12 protein-coding genes are annotated in these 19,373 nt (G+C 39.6%); 1 reads left to right on the top strand and 11 read right to left on the bottom strand.

The window, feature by feature from the left end; genetic code table 11:
* Nucleotides 1–26: 26 nt before the first annotated feature.
* Nucleotides 27–3,011 carry a SusC/RagA family TonB-linked outer membrane protein gene (locus ACN1CD_RS17900; RefSeq protein WP_419131769.1) on the bottom strand — a complete coding sequence of 995 codons (2,985 nt, stop codon included), beginning with the start codon at nt 3,009–3,011 and terminating at the stop codon, nt 27–29.
* Nucleotides 3,012–3,229: 218 nt separating this feature from the next.
* Between ACN1CD_RS17900 and ACN1CD_RS17895 the strand changes: the two genes are divergently transcribed.
* Nucleotides 3,230–7,282: a two-component regulator propeller domain-containing protein gene (locus tag ACN1CD_RS17895; RefSeq protein WP_419131768.1), complete on the top strand. Its 4,053-nt coding sequence runs from the start codon at nt 3,230–3,232 to the stop codon at nt 7,280–7,282.
* Nucleotides 7,283–7,560: 278 nt separating this feature from the next.
* Here the strand turns inward: ACN1CD_RS17895 and ACN1CD_RS17890 are convergent, their stop codons facing one another.
* The 10 genes from ACN1CD_RS17890 to tssD (ACN1CD_RS17845) all read right to left on the bottom strand — a co-directional run bounded on the left by ACN1CD_RS17890 (nt 7,561) and on the right by tssD (ACN1CD_RS17845) (nt 19,145).
* Nucleotides 7,561–8,109 (bottom strand): hypothetical protein, encoded by a 549-nt coding sequence (locus tag ACN1CD_RS17890; RefSeq protein WP_419131767.1) that lies wholly within the window; start codon nt 8,107–8,109, stop codon nt 7,561–7,563.
* Between the two features lie 156 nt (nt 8,110–8,265).
* Nucleotides 8,266–9,717 (bottom strand): TolC family protein, encoded by a 1,452-nt coding sequence (locus tag ACN1CD_RS17885; RefSeq protein ID WP_419131765.1) that lies wholly within the window; start codon nt 9,715–9,717, stop codon nt 8,266–8,268.
* A gap of 32 nt (nt 9,718–9,749) precedes the next feature.
* Nucleotides 9,750–11,108 (bottom strand): HlyD family secretion protein, encoded by a 1,359-nt coding sequence (locus ACN1CD_RS17880; RefSeq protein ID WP_419131764.1) that lies wholly within the window; start codon nt 11,106–11,108, stop codon nt 9,750–9,752.
* Nucleotides 11,101–12,105, bottom strand: a complete 1,005-nt coding sequence (locus ACN1CD_RS17875; protein WP_419131763.1) for an ABC transporter ATP-binding protein — start codon at nt 12,103–12,105, stop codon at nt 11,101–11,103. Before ACN1CD_RS17875 ends, ACN1CD_RS17880 begins: the two co-directional genes overlap by 8 nt.
* 847 nt (nt 12,106–12,952) lie before the next feature.
* Complete coding sequence (locus ACN1CD_RS17870; RefSeq protein ID WP_419131762.1) at nt 12,953–13,486, bottom strand: SMI1/KNR4 family protein; 534 nt, start codon at nt 13,484–13,486, stop codon at nt 12,953–12,955.
* A 9-nt stretch (nt 13,487–13,495) separates the two neighbouring features.
* On the bottom strand, nt 13,496–15,148 hold the full coding sequence (locus tag ACN1CD_RS17865; RefSeq protein WP_419131761.1) for an HNH endonuclease: 1,653 nt from the start codon (nt 15,146–15,148) through the stop codon (nt 13,496–13,498).
* Nucleotides 15,149–15,150: 2 nt separating this feature from the next.
* The gene (locus tag ACN1CD_RS17860; protein ID WP_419131760.1) at nt 15,151–15,954 is read right to left on the bottom strand and encodes a hypothetical protein; all 804 of its coding nucleotides are present in this window, start codon (nt 15,952–15,954) and stop codon (nt 15,151–15,153) included.
* Between the two features lie 5 nt (nt 15,955–15,959).
* Nucleotides 15,960–17,759 (bottom strand): type VI secretion system Vgr family protein, encoded by a 1,800-nt coding sequence (locus ACN1CD_RS17855; protein ID WP_419131759.1) that lies wholly within the window; start codon nt 17,757–17,759, stop codon nt 15,960–15,962.
* 453 nt (nt 17,760–18,212) lie between these two features.
* Nucleotides 18,213–18,608: a type VI secretion system tube protein TssD gene (gene tssD, locus ACN1CD_RS17850; RefSeq protein WP_419131758.1), complete on the bottom strand. Its 396-nt coding sequence runs from the start codon at nt 18,606–18,608 to the stop codon at nt 18,213–18,215.
* A gap of 141 nt (nt 18,609–18,749) precedes the next feature.
* Nucleotides 18,750–19,145 (bottom strand): type VI secretion system tube protein TssD, encoded by a 396-nt coding sequence (tssD, locus tag ACN1CD_RS17845; protein ID WP_029288480.1) that lies wholly within the window; start codon nt 19,143–19,145, stop codon nt 18,750–18,752.
* Nucleotides 19,146–19,373 lie beyond the last annotated feature (228 nt).

Below are 19,373 nucleotides of genomic sequence, written 5' to 3'. Positions count from 1 at the left end.
GGTTCATCTTATTTATATATAAATCGTTAATAATTAAGATTTAAGCCTAAAGAATAGACACGAGGTCTTGGATAAATGTTATTATCTACTCCCGAAGCTACCTCCGGATCGAGGCCTTTGTATTTGGTAATTACAAATACATTCTGCACACTTGCCGTTAACTGCAAATTTGCCTTAGTTTTAAATAACTGGCCAAAAGCATAACCTACATTGATGTTATCCATCCTCAGGAATGAAGCATTCTGCACATAATAATCACTAAATAACTGCTGCGTTCTGAAATTGGTTTCCAGGTAGTTCGGCGATCCATTTAATATTACCGGTGTACCAAGAATCTGTGCCAGGTTACCGCTTTGGCTATAATTATTATTGTAAACATAATTACCCAGGTTAGCCCTTAAGGTGAAAGACATGTTCCATTTTTTATAACTTAGGTTATTGCTGAAACCTAAAAAGAATTTTGGATCGGCCTGTTTGCCTTTCTTTAAATCGCTTGCAGTAATGGTACCATCGCCGTTCTGATCTACATAAACGCCTTCAATAGGATTGCCTGCCTGGTCGTAAACCTGCTCAAAAAGGTTGAAGGTATTTTTTGGTCCGCCTACTGCATTAATCTGACTATTCTGGCCACCTATCCCTCCGGCAATTGCACCGCTTGGAAAGCCCGGATAATTTGGATCGTTGGGTACTACGGTAAGGTTGGTAATGGTATTTTTATTATAGGTACCATTCACACTGAAATCCCAGTTGAAATCTTTTCCTTTAACAGGATTAAAGTTTAAGGTCATTTCTACTCCTTCATTTTTCATATCGCCTACATTTACCACCGCTGTTGCGGCAAAATTGGTTCCTGCAGGTTGAGGAATTCTATTCAACAAATCGTTGGTTTTGCGTTGATAAACATCAATACTTCCGCTAATTCTATTGTCAAATAACCCAAAATCTACCCCAATGTTAGCCGTTGCAGTTTCCTCCCATTTAATATTGGCAATGTAAGCGCTCGGGCGGTACATTTGATAAAAGGTATTGCCAAACTGATATTGCGCATTTAATGCACTTAAACCATAAAATGATAAATAACCGTAGTTGTCTATTCCATCCTGCTGACCGGTAATACCATAACTGGCACGAACCTTCAGGTTTGAAATGGCTTTAATATCTTTTAAGAAGGTTTCGTTTTTGGCTGTCCAGGCTAATGCTACAGATGGGAAATTACCATATTTAAAAGCTGGTCCGAAACGCGATGATCCATCACGACGAATGGTCGCGGTAAGTAAAAAGCGTTCATCAAAGTTATAATTTAACCTTCCGAAATAAGAGATTAAGCGATATTGAGGTTTGTTAATTGGAAATGCCGGGTCTGAATTGGCTACCTTGTTTCCTACCGCATCAAAAACCGGATAGAAATATTGAGTGGTTAAATAATCGTTGTACGAATAACCCGCCGTAGCATCGATCCTGCTTTTGATTGATTTAAATTCTTTTACATAATTCAGGTAAAAATCGAGAACGGTATTTTGCCTGTTGGTTTTATATTCGTTGCTCACCCCGTTGCTTAAAAAAGCTTCTGCTGCGTTTCGATCAACAAATACATTTCCTTTACCTGTAGCCACATCATAAGCGGCATTTACATTGGCATGCAATTCTGGCAAAAAGTGAAACTGATAATCTAATTGCAAATTACCAATACTTCTTAATGGTGTAGCCCGATTTTCGCGTTGCTCCAATAACCCTACCGGATTTCTACCAATCAGGTTAGCAGGTAATGATGAATTATTTGGATCTAACCATTCCCAATAACTATTAAAATTTGGTCTGTTTGTATAAGTAGCCTGTGTAGGATCAAAACTTACCGCACCACCAATGGCAGCGGTATTGGCAAAGCGTGTTTTCTGCATGCTGCCTTTTAAGTTCAAATCTACTTTTAAGTGATTATCAAAAAAGCGTGGATTAAGCACAAATGCTGCCGAGGTTTTTTCCAGCTGATCAGTTCTTAAGATTCCGGTTTGACTCTGGTAACCTAAAGATATGCGATAAGGCAGTTTCTTAATGCCTCCGCTAATGCTAAGGTTATTGTCGCTGGAGAACCCATCCTGATAAATCAGGTCCTGCCAATTGGTATTAAAACCACCCAGTTGTGCCCGTTGGGCAGGCGTTCCATTTGCGTTAACAATAGAACGGATTTGATCTGCACTGAATACCTCCAGTTGCTTCACAATTTTAGAAATGGAATTAACCGAGTTAAAACTGACTTTCAAATCGTTGCTTAATCCTTTTTTCGTGGTGATAATAATTACCCCGTTTGATGCCCTGGCCCCATAAATAGCTGCCGCTGATGCATCTTTTAACACGGTAAAGCTTTCAATATCGTTCGGATTGATGAAACTCATCGGATTGGAAGCACCGGAAACAGTTCCACCCTCTAAAGGCACACCATCAATCACATATAAGGGATCGTTACTGGCGCTTAACGACGAACCACCACGAATCCGGATGGTACTTCCTGCTCCAGGCTGGCCACTGTTTGAGGTAATGGACACACCCGCAACCTTGCCCGAAAGCATTTGCTCTGGCGTAGTGATGCTTCCTTTTTGAAAGTCTTTTACCCCAACCACGGCAACCGAACCTGTTAAATCTTGTTTTCTGGTAGTACCATAGCCCACCACCACTACATCATTTAAGGTAGAGGCATCTTCGATAAGCGTAATGTTTAAATTAGTGGATTGAGAAACTGGAACCTCCTGCACCTTGTAACCTACAGAGGTGAATTCTAAAACCCCTGCCTTTGCCGGAATTTTAATAGTGAAGTTTCCATTTCCATCAGTCGAAGTTGCGGTAGTTGTTCCTTTTAATCGAACGCTTACCCCAGGCATACCCAAATTGTCAGGAGCTGTTTTCACCACGCCGGTAATGGTGGCCTGTTGTGCGAAAAGATATCCATGGGTAAAAATCAATAGCAATAGCATGAACATTCGCTTGTTACCATTGAAGAAAAATGTAATAATCTGCATAGAAATATCGGTTAGAATTATGGATACAAATAAAGCCTTTATCCCTCCTTTCGCTTTGTGCTATCGTGCATTCTTTTTGTTCTATTCGTCATAATATCGCCCTATTTGCTTACAAAGCGAACATCATCCATTAAAAAAGGAGAAAAATCAATTACATTTGAAGGCCATAAAATTATGCCAGGCACCTTCCGTAAATGATTCGTCAAGCTAAATTTATTTTGTCTATTTTACTTTTTCTATTGGCTGTAAGCGGCTACGGACAAAACTTAAAATTTAAGCGCATTAATGTTGAAAACGGTTTATCAAACAGTACCATCGAATGCATTTTTCAGGATTACCGTGGCTTCATTTGGTTTGGTACACGAGATGGTTTGAACCGCTACGATGGCAATCAGATTACTGCTTTTAAAAGTAATGGCAAGCCCGGGAGCATCAGCGATAATTTTATTAGGTGCATTTTAGAAGATCAGGATCGCAACATTTGGATTGGAACTTCAAACGGCCTGAATAAATTTAATCCCGAACAAAATAAATTTACGCACTATACCAGTGCTACCCAAAATAGCAATATCATCACCACCATTACCGAAAATAAACAAGGGATATGGGTGGGTACCTATGGCGGCGGACTTTTCAAAACCAACGACAAGAACCAAAGCCTCACACCTTTCGCTTATAAAAATCTCAGGCAGGCTGGTGCAAGGAAAGATTTCATCAATGATATCTATAGCGATGCAACTGCTCAACTTTGGATCGCTACCGATTCTGGCGTGGAACTTTTAAATCCCTCGAAGCGAACTTCAGAAACTCAACTGAGTGGCTACAAAATCAGGGTGATTAAGAAAGCTAAAGATGGTTCTTTCTGGATGGCGACGGAGGAAAACGGCCTGATCCATTTTGATTCGAAAAACAAAACGGTTAAAACCTACCTGCACGAAGAGAAAAACAACAACAGCATTGGCAGTAACCTGGTGAGGGCAATTGCATTCGACCAGCAAAATAAAATCTGGGTAGGTGGCATAAATGGTGGATTAAATCTCTTTGACCCTGCTACAGACCATTTTACACATTATCAAAATAAGGCGGGCAATGCGTCCAGTCTTTCGCAAAGAACGGTATCTGCACTTTTTGTAGATAAACAGGGGAATTTATGGGTAGGTACGCACCGTGGCGGCGTTAATCTGTACAGTCCACAGGCAGAAAAATTTAATCTCTTCAGGCAGGAGCCTGATCAAAATAGTTTGAGTTATAATGATGTCAGGGCATTTTATGAAGCGGAGAATGGAGAAATTTATATCGGTACAGATGGCGGTGGGTTAGATGTTTACAACAAAAAGATTAAGGTTTTTAAACACAATCGATTTAATCCTTTTAATCCAAAATCGATAGGTGCTGATGCAATTTTAGATATTACCAAAACCAGGGGCGGATTATTGATTGGTACCTGGGCAGGCGGCTTAAACCGGATGAATGCCGACGGAACTTTTACAAGATATAATCATAACGATAATAACCCAGCCTCCATTTCTTCTGATTATGTACAAAAATCGTTTGAAGACAGTGAGCACAATTTATGGATTGGTACGTATTACGGCGGGCTTAACCTCTTCCACCCGGAAACCAACTGGTTTGAACGGGTTATTGAAGGGGCGAACGGAACACGGTTAATGGGCAATAACATTGTTTCGATTAATGAAGATCTGGCCAAAAATCTATGGATTGGTACGGATGATGGTGGCCTGAACCGTTACAATTTAAAAACGAAGGTATTTACGCATTACTTTACCGAGGGCGGGAAAAAGCCAGATTTACGGGTGATTTTTGTCGACAGGAAAGGGGGCTTATGGATTGGCCAATCTGGACTTTACCGTTTTGATGGGCGTCAAAATAAATTTTCTATTGCTACGCAAAAGGCCGGACTTGCAACTGCTTTTATCAAAGGAATTACAGAAGATGAGCAAGGCAATCTTTGGATTTCTACGGCAAATGGCTTAACCAGGTTCAATCCACAGCAGCAAACCTTTAAAAAATATAATGCGGCCGATGGCTTACAGGGCCTGGAATTTGAATCAAATGCCTTCCTTAAAACCAAAAGTGGCGAAATGTTTTTTGGTGGGATTAACGGCTTTAACTCATTTTTTCCGAAGGATATTAAAACCAATGGCTTTGTACCTCCGGTTTACCTTACAGAGCTGAAAATTTTTAACAGAATAATTTCACCACAAACCGACGAAGATATTCTTGAAAACGACATCAGTTATACGAAGCACTTAGATTTAGATTATGATCAGGCCACGATTGCTTTTCAGTTTGCGGCACTGAATTATGTATCAAGCGAAAATAATAACTATGCCTATAAACTCGAAGGTGAGGATCAGGAATGGATTAACATAGGTAACAGCCGGCAAGCCGTATACACCAATCTTGATCCGGGCAACTACGTTTTTAAAGTACGTGCGGCTAATAACGATGGCATCTGGAATAAGGAAGGTGCAGCACTAGAGGTGCATATTTCGCCACCATTTTGGGCCAGCTGGTGGTTTAGGCTTGGCGTAGTTGCTACTGCGGTTTACCTTGCCTATCTGGCTTTAAGCTTCAGAAGAAGACTGGAACTGCGGAAAATCGAGGAAGAGAAACGGGAGGAAATTCACCAGACACAACTTCAGTTTTTCACGAACATATCGCATGAGTTCCGCACTCCCCTTTCATTAATCCTCGGTCCTATTGAACGCTTGCTGAATGAAGATACGCAGGAATCTTTTCAAAGTTATTACAACACCATCCACCGCAACGCCAATCGTTTACTCCGGTTGATTAACGAGTTGATGGATTTTAGAAAAACGGCTTCGGGGGCTTTGAAGTTAAACGTAACAGCGGGTAACCTGAATCTTTTTGTGGATGAAATTGCCGAGGAATTCAGCGAAATGGCGGCTGATAAAAACATCAAATTTACCGTTGAAAAAGAGAATTTGCTCTCGGATGTTTGGTTCGACAGGCAGATTATAGAAAAGATTATTCTCAACCTGGTGAACAATTCTTTAAAGTATACCAAAGCGGATGGCGAACTGACCATTCAGGTGCTGAACTCCTTAGATAGCATCGTTCCTCTTTTTGAGAATCAGCTGAATATAGAAAGTGATTATCGCGGAACTGAATATGTTTATTTCCGTGTGATTGATAGTGGAATTGGCATCTCTAAAGATTCCATTCAACACTTATTCGAACGCTATTACCGGATTACAGAATCACATCTGGGTTCTGGCGTAGGCCTTGCCTTTGTAAAAAGCCTGACCTTATTACACAAGGGAATGATCAAGGTTTCGAGTGAAAGGAACCAGGGAACTGAGATCATTATCGGGATTCCGATTTTAAAAAGTGACTACAAGGAGGATGAACAATTTGCTAAAAGCAGCACTTCTGGTGGCACACGACTAGAAAGTATCACCTACCAGAACGAAACGGAAAAAATAGCCACCGTACAGCATTCTACAACTGAGACCGAAGATGCGCCAAACATTTTAATTGTGGATGATAACGATGAGTTACGGAACTTTCTAAAAGACACCCTGACTACCCAATATCAGATCCTTGAAGCTGTAGATGGCATAAGCGGTGTAGAAATGGCGCAACAAAACCTGCCAGATCTCATCATTAGTGATGTGATGATGCCAGGGATGAATGGTACTGAATTTTGTAAAATCATTAAAGAAAATATAGAAACCAGTCATATTCCATTTTTAATGCTCACTGCAAAAAATAGTGTAGAGGCTGAAATTGAGGGTGCAGAATCTGGTGCCGACCTTTATTTCACCAAGCCGATCAACACGAACTTGCTACTTCTAACCATCCGCAATATTTTTGAACAGCGACAAAAGGTCAAAGATCATTATTCAAAGAATAAGGAAATTCAGCCTAGAGATCTGGTGCATTCGGAGAAGGATAAACTTTTTATGAATAAGCTGCTTTCGATTATCGATGCACAAATGGTAAATCCAGAGATGGATATTGATTATTTATGTAAAGAAATCGGCATGAGCCGAACGAAACTTTACCAGAAACTGAAATCAATTACCGGTCAGTCGATCGGTGAGTTTGTGCGCTCAGCCAGACTTCGTAAAGCGATTGAAATTATGAAAAGCGAAGATGTTTTGATGACGGAAGTAATGTATAGAATTGGGATTCAGACTCAATCTTATTTTACGAAGGCATTTAAAAAGGAATTCGGAGTTACGCCTACGGCTTATATTCAGGGGTTGGGGAAAAACTCATAGTGTATTTCTGGTCTGATCGTAGTGTCTCGCTAAAGATTTGTCATCTTGAGCTTGTCGAAAGACAATAATCAATTTTTGACCACCGAAACGCGGAGAACACGGAACATCGATCTGGTCGTAGCGTCTCGCTAAGATCTAATTATTTAATTGAAACATTAAGGCATTAAGAAACATTAAGCAGCGAAAATAAAAATAGTCATAGGATGAATATTTGCAACTGGCCTATATTCATCCTATAACTATCTAAACTATTAAATGTAAAATCAACAGGCTAAAGCCTATTCACCCCAGCTCACCTGGATGTTATGTTCCTGAGCATATGCCTTACCCTTTTCCATTAACGCATCATGTTTTTGTTCGAAAGTTGCTCCGTATTTTGAATCGATGTTTTTTATGATTTCGTCTTTTGCATTTTGATCGCCCTGGGCATCACAAAGTTTTGCATAAGCCAGGTATTCATTTTTATAAACCGGGATCACATATTCATATAAATCAATAGATAACTTTTGAAGTTCCTTTTGTTCATCGCCTGAGGCAGAAAGTTTTTTAATTTTATCTAGCGATTGCTCCAGAAACATGGTATTCATCTTCACATTAGTTACTGCTTCATCGCCTTTCTTTTTACTGGAAGGAATATTTGGATATTCCTTTGCTTCAGCTTCAATACGGTGGGCCAAATCCGGGCTAGCAAAATCTTTAATGGTGTTGGTGTTAAGAATGGTTGTATCGAAAAACTTTTCTGGTGTTTCAGAACAGGATGATAAAAAAAGAATACTAAGGATTAAAAAAGATAATAATTGTTTTGGATAAAATACGTTTAGGTTCATGATCATTTAAATTAAGTAAGTGCTATAAATTTGAGTTTGAGCATCAGCAAAGATAATGCCGTATTGATGACATCAGTCATCTTAAAATTGTGCTAAAACAAGCTCTTTATCCATAAAACAGATGTAAAAAGCAGCTATCAATCTCTTTTTCAGCACCTAATATTGTCTTCTTTTCCCCGCACGATAGTATAAATCGGCAATAGTTTTTTGAAAATTGGAAATGAGCTCAGCCCTTTTCACCAACATATCCATTAATTTTGTTTCGCGGGTATTGATTAGAAACAGATTACTTTCTCCGAGTGCAAATTTTTGCAATTCTCCATTGACTAAAATCCGTTGATTTTCCACATTTTTAGTGAGCAAAGTTACCTGCGTTTGTACCGCTTTCATTTCCGCAAAAGCAGTCATCACACCGGTCTGGATTTCTCTTGTGGTTTGTTGAAGGCCGTAAGCTACTTCCGCCTGTTGAATCCTGACTTCCCTAAGCTTTCCACGTTCTTCCCGCAGGAATAAGGGAAAAGAAAAATCTATCCCAACCTTATAATTGGCGAGCCTAAAATCGTAATTATTTGGTATATCAGAAAAATCTCTCCGGCCAGCCAGGAAAGAACCCTTCACATTTAGCTTAGGTTTGAGCATCTCCAACCTATATTTTTGTTCAATCTCCAGTTTAGCAGATTGACTTTTTATTTTAAGAATCTCCGGATGAGTGTCTGCAGCCTGGAGAATAAAGGTATCCAGTCGCAATTTTTCCACGGTATTTTCAGTCTCTACTACTTCTTCAGGTAGCGCATCAGCTGGAAGCTCCTGTGGTTTTCCTTCTGAACTCCATAGGTAGTTGGAGAGTAAAAGCCTGGAATTGGTTAGCTGCACAGTTGTTTCCTGAAGCTGGATTTCGCGATCCTGTAAAACGATTGCAGCCTCCACAGAATCTATAGGGGGTTTATCACCCAGGATAACTTGTTCTCGAATAGCGCGAAAGCGTTTCTGCGCCAAATCTACTCCCTCCTTTGTAAATTTACGTTGCTCAAAAGCAAAATACCAGTTCCAATAATCTTTCATGGCATTAAACCAGACGCTATTTATTTGTGCAACTTTTTCGGCATCAGCATAGCCAACCATAATTTTTGCCTGGCGGAGTGTATTTCTGCGGGCATCGATCAGCAATCCCTGGCCGAGCGGAATAGTTAAACCCACTCCAGATAAACCAGTACTGCTGGTTCTGGTCTCCGGATTATTGTAAACGCCTACATTTCGGTCATAGCCAAGATTTAAATCGGCACCTCCCAACCACAGTGGAACTTTTAATTCACTATCCCAATGGTTATAATAGTCAGTGCCACCGAAAGATTTTTTACCGAAAGATGCCATTAACGCCGGGTCGAATTTCCCCAGCGACTGAAGCACCCGCGCCTGTGCTTCCTTACTCAGCAAGCCCGCTTGTTTAACAATCGGATGATTCATTAAAACCAATTCCTGCAGATCCTTTACCAGAAATACTGCTCTGGTATCTCCGGTGGGCTGTTGTGCGAAAACTGAAGTAAAAATACCGAGGAAAAAGATGATTAACATCAAGCCCTGGTAACTGCCTGCTTTTTTAATCCGCATAAGTTTAAGGAGAAAATTACTTGAAATTAGAATTATCTGTTATTGATATTATCTACAGTAGGTGCCTTATCAAGGCTTGGAGGGAAACCATTTAGCTGTCGCCAGATTTCATACCATACCGGAACGGTTCTTAAAATTACCCTGCCATATACACCAGATCCTTGCCGAAGCTGGATTGGCCATGGCTCATCATTTTTAGGCATATCCCGGAGTTGCCTTACCAACACCCGATATTTCCCATCCGTACTCACCCGATCAATTACCGATACCTTGCCTCCAAAAGTTCCTACTGCAACCGATGGCCAGCCAGAGAATTGCACAGAAGGCCAGCCTTCAAACTGCAAACGAACGTTGCTGCTGTCTAAAATTAATGGAACATCCATTGCATCTACATAAATTTCTGCGGCAACTTGTGGCGAAAGGGGTTGAAGCGTGGCAACAGATTCCCCTTCCTTGATATTTTCGCCAATTCCGGCTTTTAGTGTTTTCACAATGTACCCATCCTGAGGTGCCCTTACCACATAAAGTTGGCGTCTGATATCCACATTAGACATTTCATTCCGCAACCTTGCAATTTCCTCCTTAACTGAAGCCCTGCCAGATAGCGCCGAACTTCGGTCTGCTTGTGCAGAGGCCAGAGACTGATTGTATTTCGCACGGATATTGTCCAGTTCTATCACCGCATTTTCTAAACTCTGCCGGGAACTGTTTAACTTATTTTCCTGACTCACCTCCCGCGCCTTATCCTCCTGAAGCTTCAGCCTGCGGGTTTCGATGTCTGTAAGTGAAAAGAGCCCATTTTTGTAACCGGTTTCATAACGTTCCAGTCTGGATTTGCTGGTTTGATAGAAGTTTTTTACAGCTATGAGTTCAGCACTATCTATCCTCACTGTATTCCGTGCTTGTACTACATTATTTTCTGCGGATGATAACTGAATCCGCAAGCCACTGGTAAGGGCTGTAATCTGTGCATTGGTTGCAGCTATTTTTTGTTCTGCGGCAACTTCTCCCCCACGCTTGGCAGCAAGTTGCTCATCGAGTCGCTCCGGAAGCTCGGGGTTAAAATAAGATTGATTGGTTTCGGAAATAATGAGAATGGTATCTCCTTTCTTCACCTGCTCTCCTTCCCGAACAGCCCAATGTTCAATTCTTCCGCCTATCTGGTTCTGAATGGTTTGGGGCCTGTCTTCCGGTCTGAGTGCGGTGACGATTCCACGTCCAGATATGGTTTGCCTCCATGGCAATAAAAGGATAATGATAAATAGTATGGATACACCGATCATCACCCTGCCCAACAACCTCGGGCCATTTGATGAAATAAGTTTCTCCATGGAAAGTGAAGAATGCTCATTTACCTTTCTTGCCACCAGCTTCTTAGATTCATTAATCATTTGTGTTTTCTCCTTCCTCAATTTCAAGATCGGTAACTACGGCAAGTTTTTCGCTGCCTGTTACCATATCGAAAACAGTGTTTAAACTGGTCATGAGTTTTTCTACTGCGTAGGAAATCTGCACAATGATCACTTCTGCGGCTACAAACTGGCCGAAAGTCATCTGGCGCTGTACTACAAAATAAGATCCGAGCAATAAAAGGCCACCCATGAGTATCGTACGGAGTACAACGGCACTGGCAAACAATCTTTTTAAGATACTAAAGTGGTCATTTCTTGCACCAATATATTTTGAGGTGATCTCATCAGTTATGGTCATCACCTGGTTCATCTTCTCCTGATTTCCCCGGTGTGCATCCAAATCGGAAGCAACACTTTCAAGGTAAGCGACTACTTCATACTTATATTCAGATTCTTCGATACTGGTTGAAACTCCTCTGCGATAATAGATGAGAATAATGATGGCGATACAAAGGATGGTAAAAATGCCGAAGCCAATAAATATGGGATGATAAAACGAGAGCAAAATTGCGCTGAAGAAAATTAATACCGCAGCGGCAACAATGTCGATTAATAGTTTGGTAAGTCCTTTTTGAATGGTCAATACATCGAAGAATCGATTGACCAACTCCTGCGGATTTTCGCCTTCCAGCTCCTTCTTTTTGATCCTTGGTAAGCGATAAGCAAAACCGAGTGCAGCTTTAATAAAGATCTTTTGTTCCAGAAATTCAACCAGCGTTAATTGCCCCAGTAACAATATGCCTCCAACAATAATACCTACTAATATTGCTGCAATTAAAATATATGTTGAACTGTACATTGATCCATTGGATAGCAGGTTAAATACTGCTGCAGTTCCAAGTGGAAGCGAAAGACCGATCATCCCAATTAGCCCGGCATAAATAAAAATATAATTGATTGTCGAGCGCTCTGCGTGCAGAATTTCGACGAGCCGCTGCCAGGGTGTAGGGCTGTTGGTTCGGTGGTGCTTTTTCATAAATCTAGAACGTAACAGTATTTTTATGATAATGTTTTGTTGAAAAAAATATAATTTTTGTAATAAAGCGAGAAAGGATATGTTTATTCTCTGAAGTGGTAAATGGAAGGGTTTTAATCACTCTACTTGATGTCCCTGTTTTGAATTGTTGCCACTTCCGGTTGAAGATGGCGTTGTTTCACTTAAGTTCAGTTCGTGTAAAAGTATAATTCCCGGGCAAACATCGCGAGGAAATTGAAATCTATTTTCTTTGCTAATATTCTAGCGGAAAGCATGATTAGCTACATGATTCTTTTCTTCTTTATTGTTATCTAAAGGTTATTCTATTTAGATGCTGATTCATTTTAATTATTATGCCTTAAAATGCAACTATCATGCCTTAGGACTGGGCTTTGACTCGGCTAGGCATGCAGTAGAGATCGGAAGGTTAGTGAAGCGGATTTTGAAAGATACAATCTTAGTTGGAATAGAAAAATTTGCGCCTTTGGTACGATAGATCTTAATTGTAGATGAAATCATCGTCTTTTAATGAGATTAAGATGTTATCGGCGACAGGATCATATCCGATAGGTAAAAAATCTTTTACAAAAGAGATTGCTTTGTTTCAAAAATCTGGAGCAGCTTTATAAATTTCGTTCACGATACTTTAAAGAATAAAGTTTTTAATGCCAACAACTTGAATCAAATCTATTGTAATTTTCCTTTTTCAGGACAACTACATTATTTTTAAAAGATTTTAGATTAACAAACTTTTTAATAACTGCTTTCAGCACCTCAACCAATAAATAAATACTAAGATAGCTCCACTTGTTTCAAATTTTAGTTTTTGGATTTAGAGTGCTTATTACTAATCATCCATACCATCATAGAGGATTTCTGCGTCTTCATCATCATCCTCATCTCCATCAGGTTTATAGAGCATTGCAAGAAGTTCTGTAAAATTCACTGCTATGAAGTCTAGGTAATGCTGTTCATAATCGTTAGCCTCATCATTTATCACAATTTCATCATCTACAATATGAAATTTTTGTTCATGATCCCAAAATAAGATTCTTGGGGTAATTTCATTTTTATTAAAATCAAAACAGAGATAATTTCCTCCTGCATCACCCGCAAATGGGTACACATTATTGGGTAATCTATCTTTAATTAATTCATATTCGGAAAGGATGTTATATTCCCTATCAAGGTTAAAATCAAGCAGCTCACCGAAGGATCTTCCTTTTAAATATTTGGTATCAAAAGTTCCTGGATCTGCAGTTCCATGATTATACTTTTTAACAATCGACAAAAAATCTTTTGGGAAAGTCACCTTCAAAGCTGATTCCACCAGTTGAATATTGCTTTCGTTTTCTAGTTTCTCTACAAATTTCCAATTCATAATATATTATTATCTTATTCCTCCACCCCAAATAGAATTTCCACCCGTATGCCCAGTTTGCGCATGAATACTTCTGTCAACCAATTTCATTACACCAGTACTTTCATTATGATCCCAAGTTAATTCATCAATTCTAGGTTTCCCAGCTTTTATATCTTTTAATTGTTGCGTTGTAAATTTATTCCCTAAAGCGGGGTTCTTCTCAATTTGTTTTGCAAGTTGCTTTGTACAGTATGTGAATTGCTGTTCATCAGCCATTTTTAATTTTGATGCAGGAAGTTTTAGTGTAAATCTAGATTTGAATTCAGGGAATACTCCTTTAACCGTTTTTCCATCTACTACAACATCCTTCTTTGCAAATGGAACATTAGTTTTAGGATGGTTTTTCCCATCTAGTTTTTGATTTCTTGTTTTTAATGAACCATCTTTATTATAACTATACCCATTATGCACCAACACCCCATCCTCAGTAACAAAATAATTTTCATTATCCAGTACATCAAAATTGTATACAACAGCGCTTTTGCTGATAAACCCGATATTCTTAACGGTTATCTTTTCACCATCAACAAGTTCCAGCTTGTCTAAAACGGAGATAGATTGGATCTCCTTCCACTCCTCATTTACCAGGAACCGATGCTCTGGCGTTACTTCAAATATAGTTCCATTTTCCAGTTCTACCACCATCATACTCAATGTTGTTCTTCGGTGGGTTTGGGTAATGGGTTTTAATTCTCTTTGTCCGTTTGCTTCATTAACCGTCCACACCATTGTTCCAACAGCAATATCCTCAATGAACATTAAACCATTACCCGTGTGCACCTGTGTACCTGCCGGAAAACATACGAGGGAAGCACCTTTTGCTGCGAATATAGCCAATACTAATTCCTGACCACTGGCCAGCAATTTATCACTGACACTCATTTCATCGCTACTCCAGATATCATACTGGCCTTTGTAGGCACCAAACATACCTAAACCACGCATAGACCGGCAGAACCAGCTCATTTTGCCAAAAAGCGAAGCCGGATTAAACATAGCCCCCATTTCAGTACGGGCTATGGTTAAAAACTCTACACCAGCGGCTTTTATCCCTTGCGTACCTAATGTTCCCGCCATACTGCCCATGCCACGGCCAGCTAAAAAGCCAAAAGCAAAATTAGCGATGTGCCCAACATTGTTCATGGTGGTACTCATCATGGCTTCCCAAAAGGTTTCTTTTATATCAATGAATGTACTCTCCGGCGGGCAGCTTAACTGGCTCTGGCCTACAACCAAGCCTTCTTTATTGTGGATAATTAGATTTGGTGAAGAATTCACCCATATTCTTGCAGCTGCATTTGTTTTACATTTTAGATAGCCCGCACCAATAGCCAAAAGTAATGCTGCACCAATAATCAGCGCCAAAGCCCAACCCGCAACGGGCACAGCTAACAATGCGAGTGCCGCGACTAACAAACCCGCTATTGCACCTGCGGCGAAGGCCATACTACCCAGGCAAATGAAAACATTAGCTTTCATGGTATCTCCGGTAGTGGCAACTTTATTGCCACTAAAAGTTACCTGGTTCTGGCTGGTGACCTTCATTTGTTTAAACATGGCACCTTTTGGGCAAACCAAATAATGCTTCTCTGTAAGCCATTGTAAATCTTCAGCTGCCATATCTATTCGCTTTCCAGATTTAAATATAAATCTGATTTATAATCATTGTTGATTTGCTCAAACACTTTCATTTCAGCAGAATTTAATGTACGGTTCTCCGTATAATTGAAGCTTGCTTTGGTGTAATGTTTAATATCAAAATCTTTTTGTCCGGTTACTTTTCCAATAAGTTGTTTATCTATTTTTCTGCTTTCATCAATCGTAGCTTCAGCATGTATAATATATCCATTTTCCAAACGCTCTGAAGTAAATGTCTGCTCTATAGGGATCATAAAGCCTATACCCATGCGATCACGCACTTCTGTTTTAATCTTATATTCTGCACCGTCAGGCATGAAACTAATGGCATATAAAAATAAATGCATAAAATGCGTATTCTCTAAATTTTCTATTAATTCTGGTGGATTGGAGAGTTCTCTTTCCTTATGCCTGATGATTTCAAATGCCGCAATGGGATTGGTTTGCATAAGCTCTTTCTTTAGCTTATCCCATTTCGTTTTGATTTCTGGAAGATTTAATAAACCTTTGATTTTTCCAGAGCTATCAATGCATATATGCTGCTTACTGTAAATATAGGCAAGCTTATTTACGTATTCGATAAGTTGAAATGTATTGGGATCATAATATTCGGTTAATTCTACCTCTCGCTCTTCCAATACATACTCTTGCAATTCAGGTTTAATTTTATTTTCTCCATAATGAGAAAGAAGGTAATGGCCTGTTGTAGAAAAGCTATCCATCATGGTTAACATTTTCACATTTCCCCGTACTGTAAGTTGATATTCTTTTTCTGATTTAATGTTCATAAATCCTAAGAGTTAATTTTTACAGGACTACCATCTATAGTGGTTTTGCTTCCCACGATATTAATTTCTTCACCATTTGCGCTTAATTTTTTCACGCCGTTTAATGAGAGATCATTTTTAGATACGATAGATAGTTTAGTCTCAAATTCCATACTTCCATTTTTACTTGGCGCACCATCACCCGTTACCTTAAAATCTTCGGCAGCTCGTATTTCTATATTTTTTGCTTGAATAATGATTTTATCTGCTGCTTTATCCATAATAAGCATCACATTACCGGTTTGAAGTTTAACAATATTATCTGAAGTAACCGTAATTTCATTATTACCATCTATAAAAACATGATTAAGACCCGTTTTATCTTTCATGAGCATACCCCCCGCATCATCCATAGTGAATGTATGCCCACTTTTAGAAGTTAAGCTTTTGCTGTTGTTACTGGAGCTTCCTCCTGATCCGCTCTTTCCGTGGAAAACTGAACCCAATACGATAGGCCGGGCGATGTTTCCCTCTTCAAAACTTACCGCAACCTGATCGCCAATTTCAGGAATAAATACAAAGCCCCTGTTTTTGCTTACTTTTTCACTACTCCCGGCATCTGGGGTGATTACCCTTAGCCATTCGGTCACATCATTGGTTTTACATTCCCATTTAAATTTCACTTTAATCCGGCCCTGGCCTTGTGGGTCATCATTATCAATTACGTCTGCCAGTTGCATATCCGGACTGGGCTTACTGTAATTGGTTACCAGAATCCGTTCGGTACTGGATACCACACCTTCGAAGGTATTGTGATATTTGCCCGTTCCATCCAGGTTGTGGGTTATACTCGTAATTAAGAACTGACCTAAACTTTCTGTTACGAAAGCGATTTCCTGCCTGATGCTCATGGTAATTTCAGCAATGGTGCCGATGCCGAGTTCACAGTTATCTCCACTGGCATTAACTTTTAAAAGTTCGCTGATGTGGGCCTTTTCCTCGTTTTCTACATGGCTTTTAATGTCACCGCCATTATCCACCCTGATTAGTGATGGCTGGTTGAAGGTTTTACTATACATCAGGTTAGAAGCCTTTATGGCATGTGCCAGATCTGGATTGCCATCAGCCTTGCCACTGCTTTCACTCTGCAGCATTTCATCTTGTTTGGGGTTATAGGCAAAACGTTTGTTTTTAATCGGCGCGACTTCCATGGCATATTGCAGGTTGTGTACATCACGTCCATAAAATAAGGCAACGTCTTTTTGTACATCTGGCTTTCCGAAATTCAGTTGCTGACCATCATAATAAAGCCATTCATGGTATTCTCCAGATAAGCGATTCAGGAATTCCCAATCACTTTCTTTGTATTGAATCAAATAATCAATGTTTGATGTACGGCTGGCATTTGCAACAATTTTTAAATCGTTAGCTGGGGTATCAATGGTGGACAGCTTTACTATAGCGTTTAAATCTTTATCGAGGTAAGAACCCAGGTCTTCACCCCGGTCTATCAAAATCGTCGGACTGTAGCCACTCACAATCAGCACGCCATGATAACCATGGCTTTGCGCCAGCTCGACCCTGGTTACTAAACCTGAAAAATGCTGGAGTTGTGCTTGCGAATATCCAAAAGATGCGGTTAAGGTTTTACCTACAAAATCACGGCTATCGTTCAGGTTAATCAAACCTGGTGCGCCCATTTGATCGTGGTTAAACCGCAGTTCGAAATAATGGTGGCTATTGAATGCCTGTTGCAAGCTGAAGGAGGCAAAATGATTGATTGCCTTATCTTCTATATTAATCTCGGTGATGAGTTTCTTTTCCATAAATTAATGGTTCATTCGTTCAATGGTCATTCGTTCATTGGTCTGGATGCAAAAAATTCTGTGCTTTCTGTGTTTCCGGAGCAAGAAATTGTTCATTGGTTCAATTGTCATTTGTTTATTGGTTTGGATGCAAAGAATTTCGTACTTTCTGTGTTTCCGTGGCAATTAATGGTTCATTCGTTCAATGGTCATTCGTTCATTAGTCTGGATGCAAAGAATTCCGTGCTTTATGTTTTTCCGTAGCAAAAGATGAATGAGCTCAATGGTGACTTACTTGGGTCGGAAGAGTTCCGCGATTTCTGCTATGACTTAGAAATTACTTAAGCATACGAATTTAGTTAACCGAGCATGAGCAGCATGTTAATTTAGATGAGTATGAGGAATAATTGGGTTTAATACACCAAAAAGCAACTGGCATAACCAGTCACTTTTTGATGATTTCTATTTTGAGAACTATGCCTTTGGCCAATCATTTTCGTGTTCTGCATTACCCAGTTTGAGTTTACGGGCAGATACCACAAAAGTGAGTGTCATTGGTGTATTGTCGTTTACGGCAATACCTTCGCTATACTGAACGATGTAACCATCTTCGAAAGTAAGTTCTTTCATTTTGGCGTCTTCTTCGCCCTTTTTGAAAATAATCGTTCCTGATTGGGGCTTATACTGGTTATTCACCATTGATTCGATTACCGAAGTATCTTCTGTAGATTCGATTTCGATGTTAATGGTACCACCATATACACCTGAAGATGGACGGCCTTTAGCGTCTACATCTCTGTTTAATGAAAAGCTGCACTGTAAAACATCAAATTCCTTTGAACCTAATGTTAATCTGGTTTTAAATGCCATTGTTGTAAGTTTTAAAAATGAATAATGAATAATTTTGAAACGTCGGGTTTTGCGGTTGGCGTGGGGCGAAGAGCATGGTGATCAGATTGACCTTAATGACCCAACCCTTCTACCATCAACCTTTCTACCCTCTACCTCTAATTACGCTTTAGGCCAATCGTTTAAATGCTCTGCATTTCCGAGTTTCAGCTTTCGGGCCGAAATCTGAAATTTAAGCGTCATTGGGTGATCACCCACAATGTTGATTCCTTCGGAATATTTCACAATGTAGCCATCTTCAAAATCAACTTCTTTCATTTTGGCATCTTCTTCAGATTTTTTAATCAGAAGGGTTCCGGTAATGGGTTTGTACTGGTTATTTACCATCGCTTCGATTATTGAGGTGTCTTCGGTTGACTCGATCTCAATATCAATGGTACCGCCGTAAACTCCGGAAGAAGGTCTTCCCTTAGCATCTACATCACGGTTTAACGCATAGGCGCAATGAAGTACATCGTACTCCTTGCCCGAAAAATTCAATCTAGCTTTGAAAGCCATAGTTTCTAAATTTAAAGGTTAAATAAATAGGTTATAGTAGCGTCCGCTACCATCAATCACCGACCAAATATTGAGCCAATTATCATGTATCTTATTCATAATTAACAAGTAATAGATTTAAAATTTCTCAAAAAACAATCTGACGACACCAGAAACGCAGTTTTTTAGCAATAAATAAAATGTATCTTTTTCGATATCATTATTCGTCGTACTTTTAATACAGCCATG

The organism is Pedobacter sp. N23S346 (genome assembly GCF_048515415.1).
GTDB lineage: Bacteria > Bacteroidota > Bacteroidia > Sphingobacteriales > Sphingobacteriaceae > Pedobacter.
Note: the sequence above shows the minus strand (reverse complement) of the source record. Positions and strands in the feature narration are given on the sequence as shown.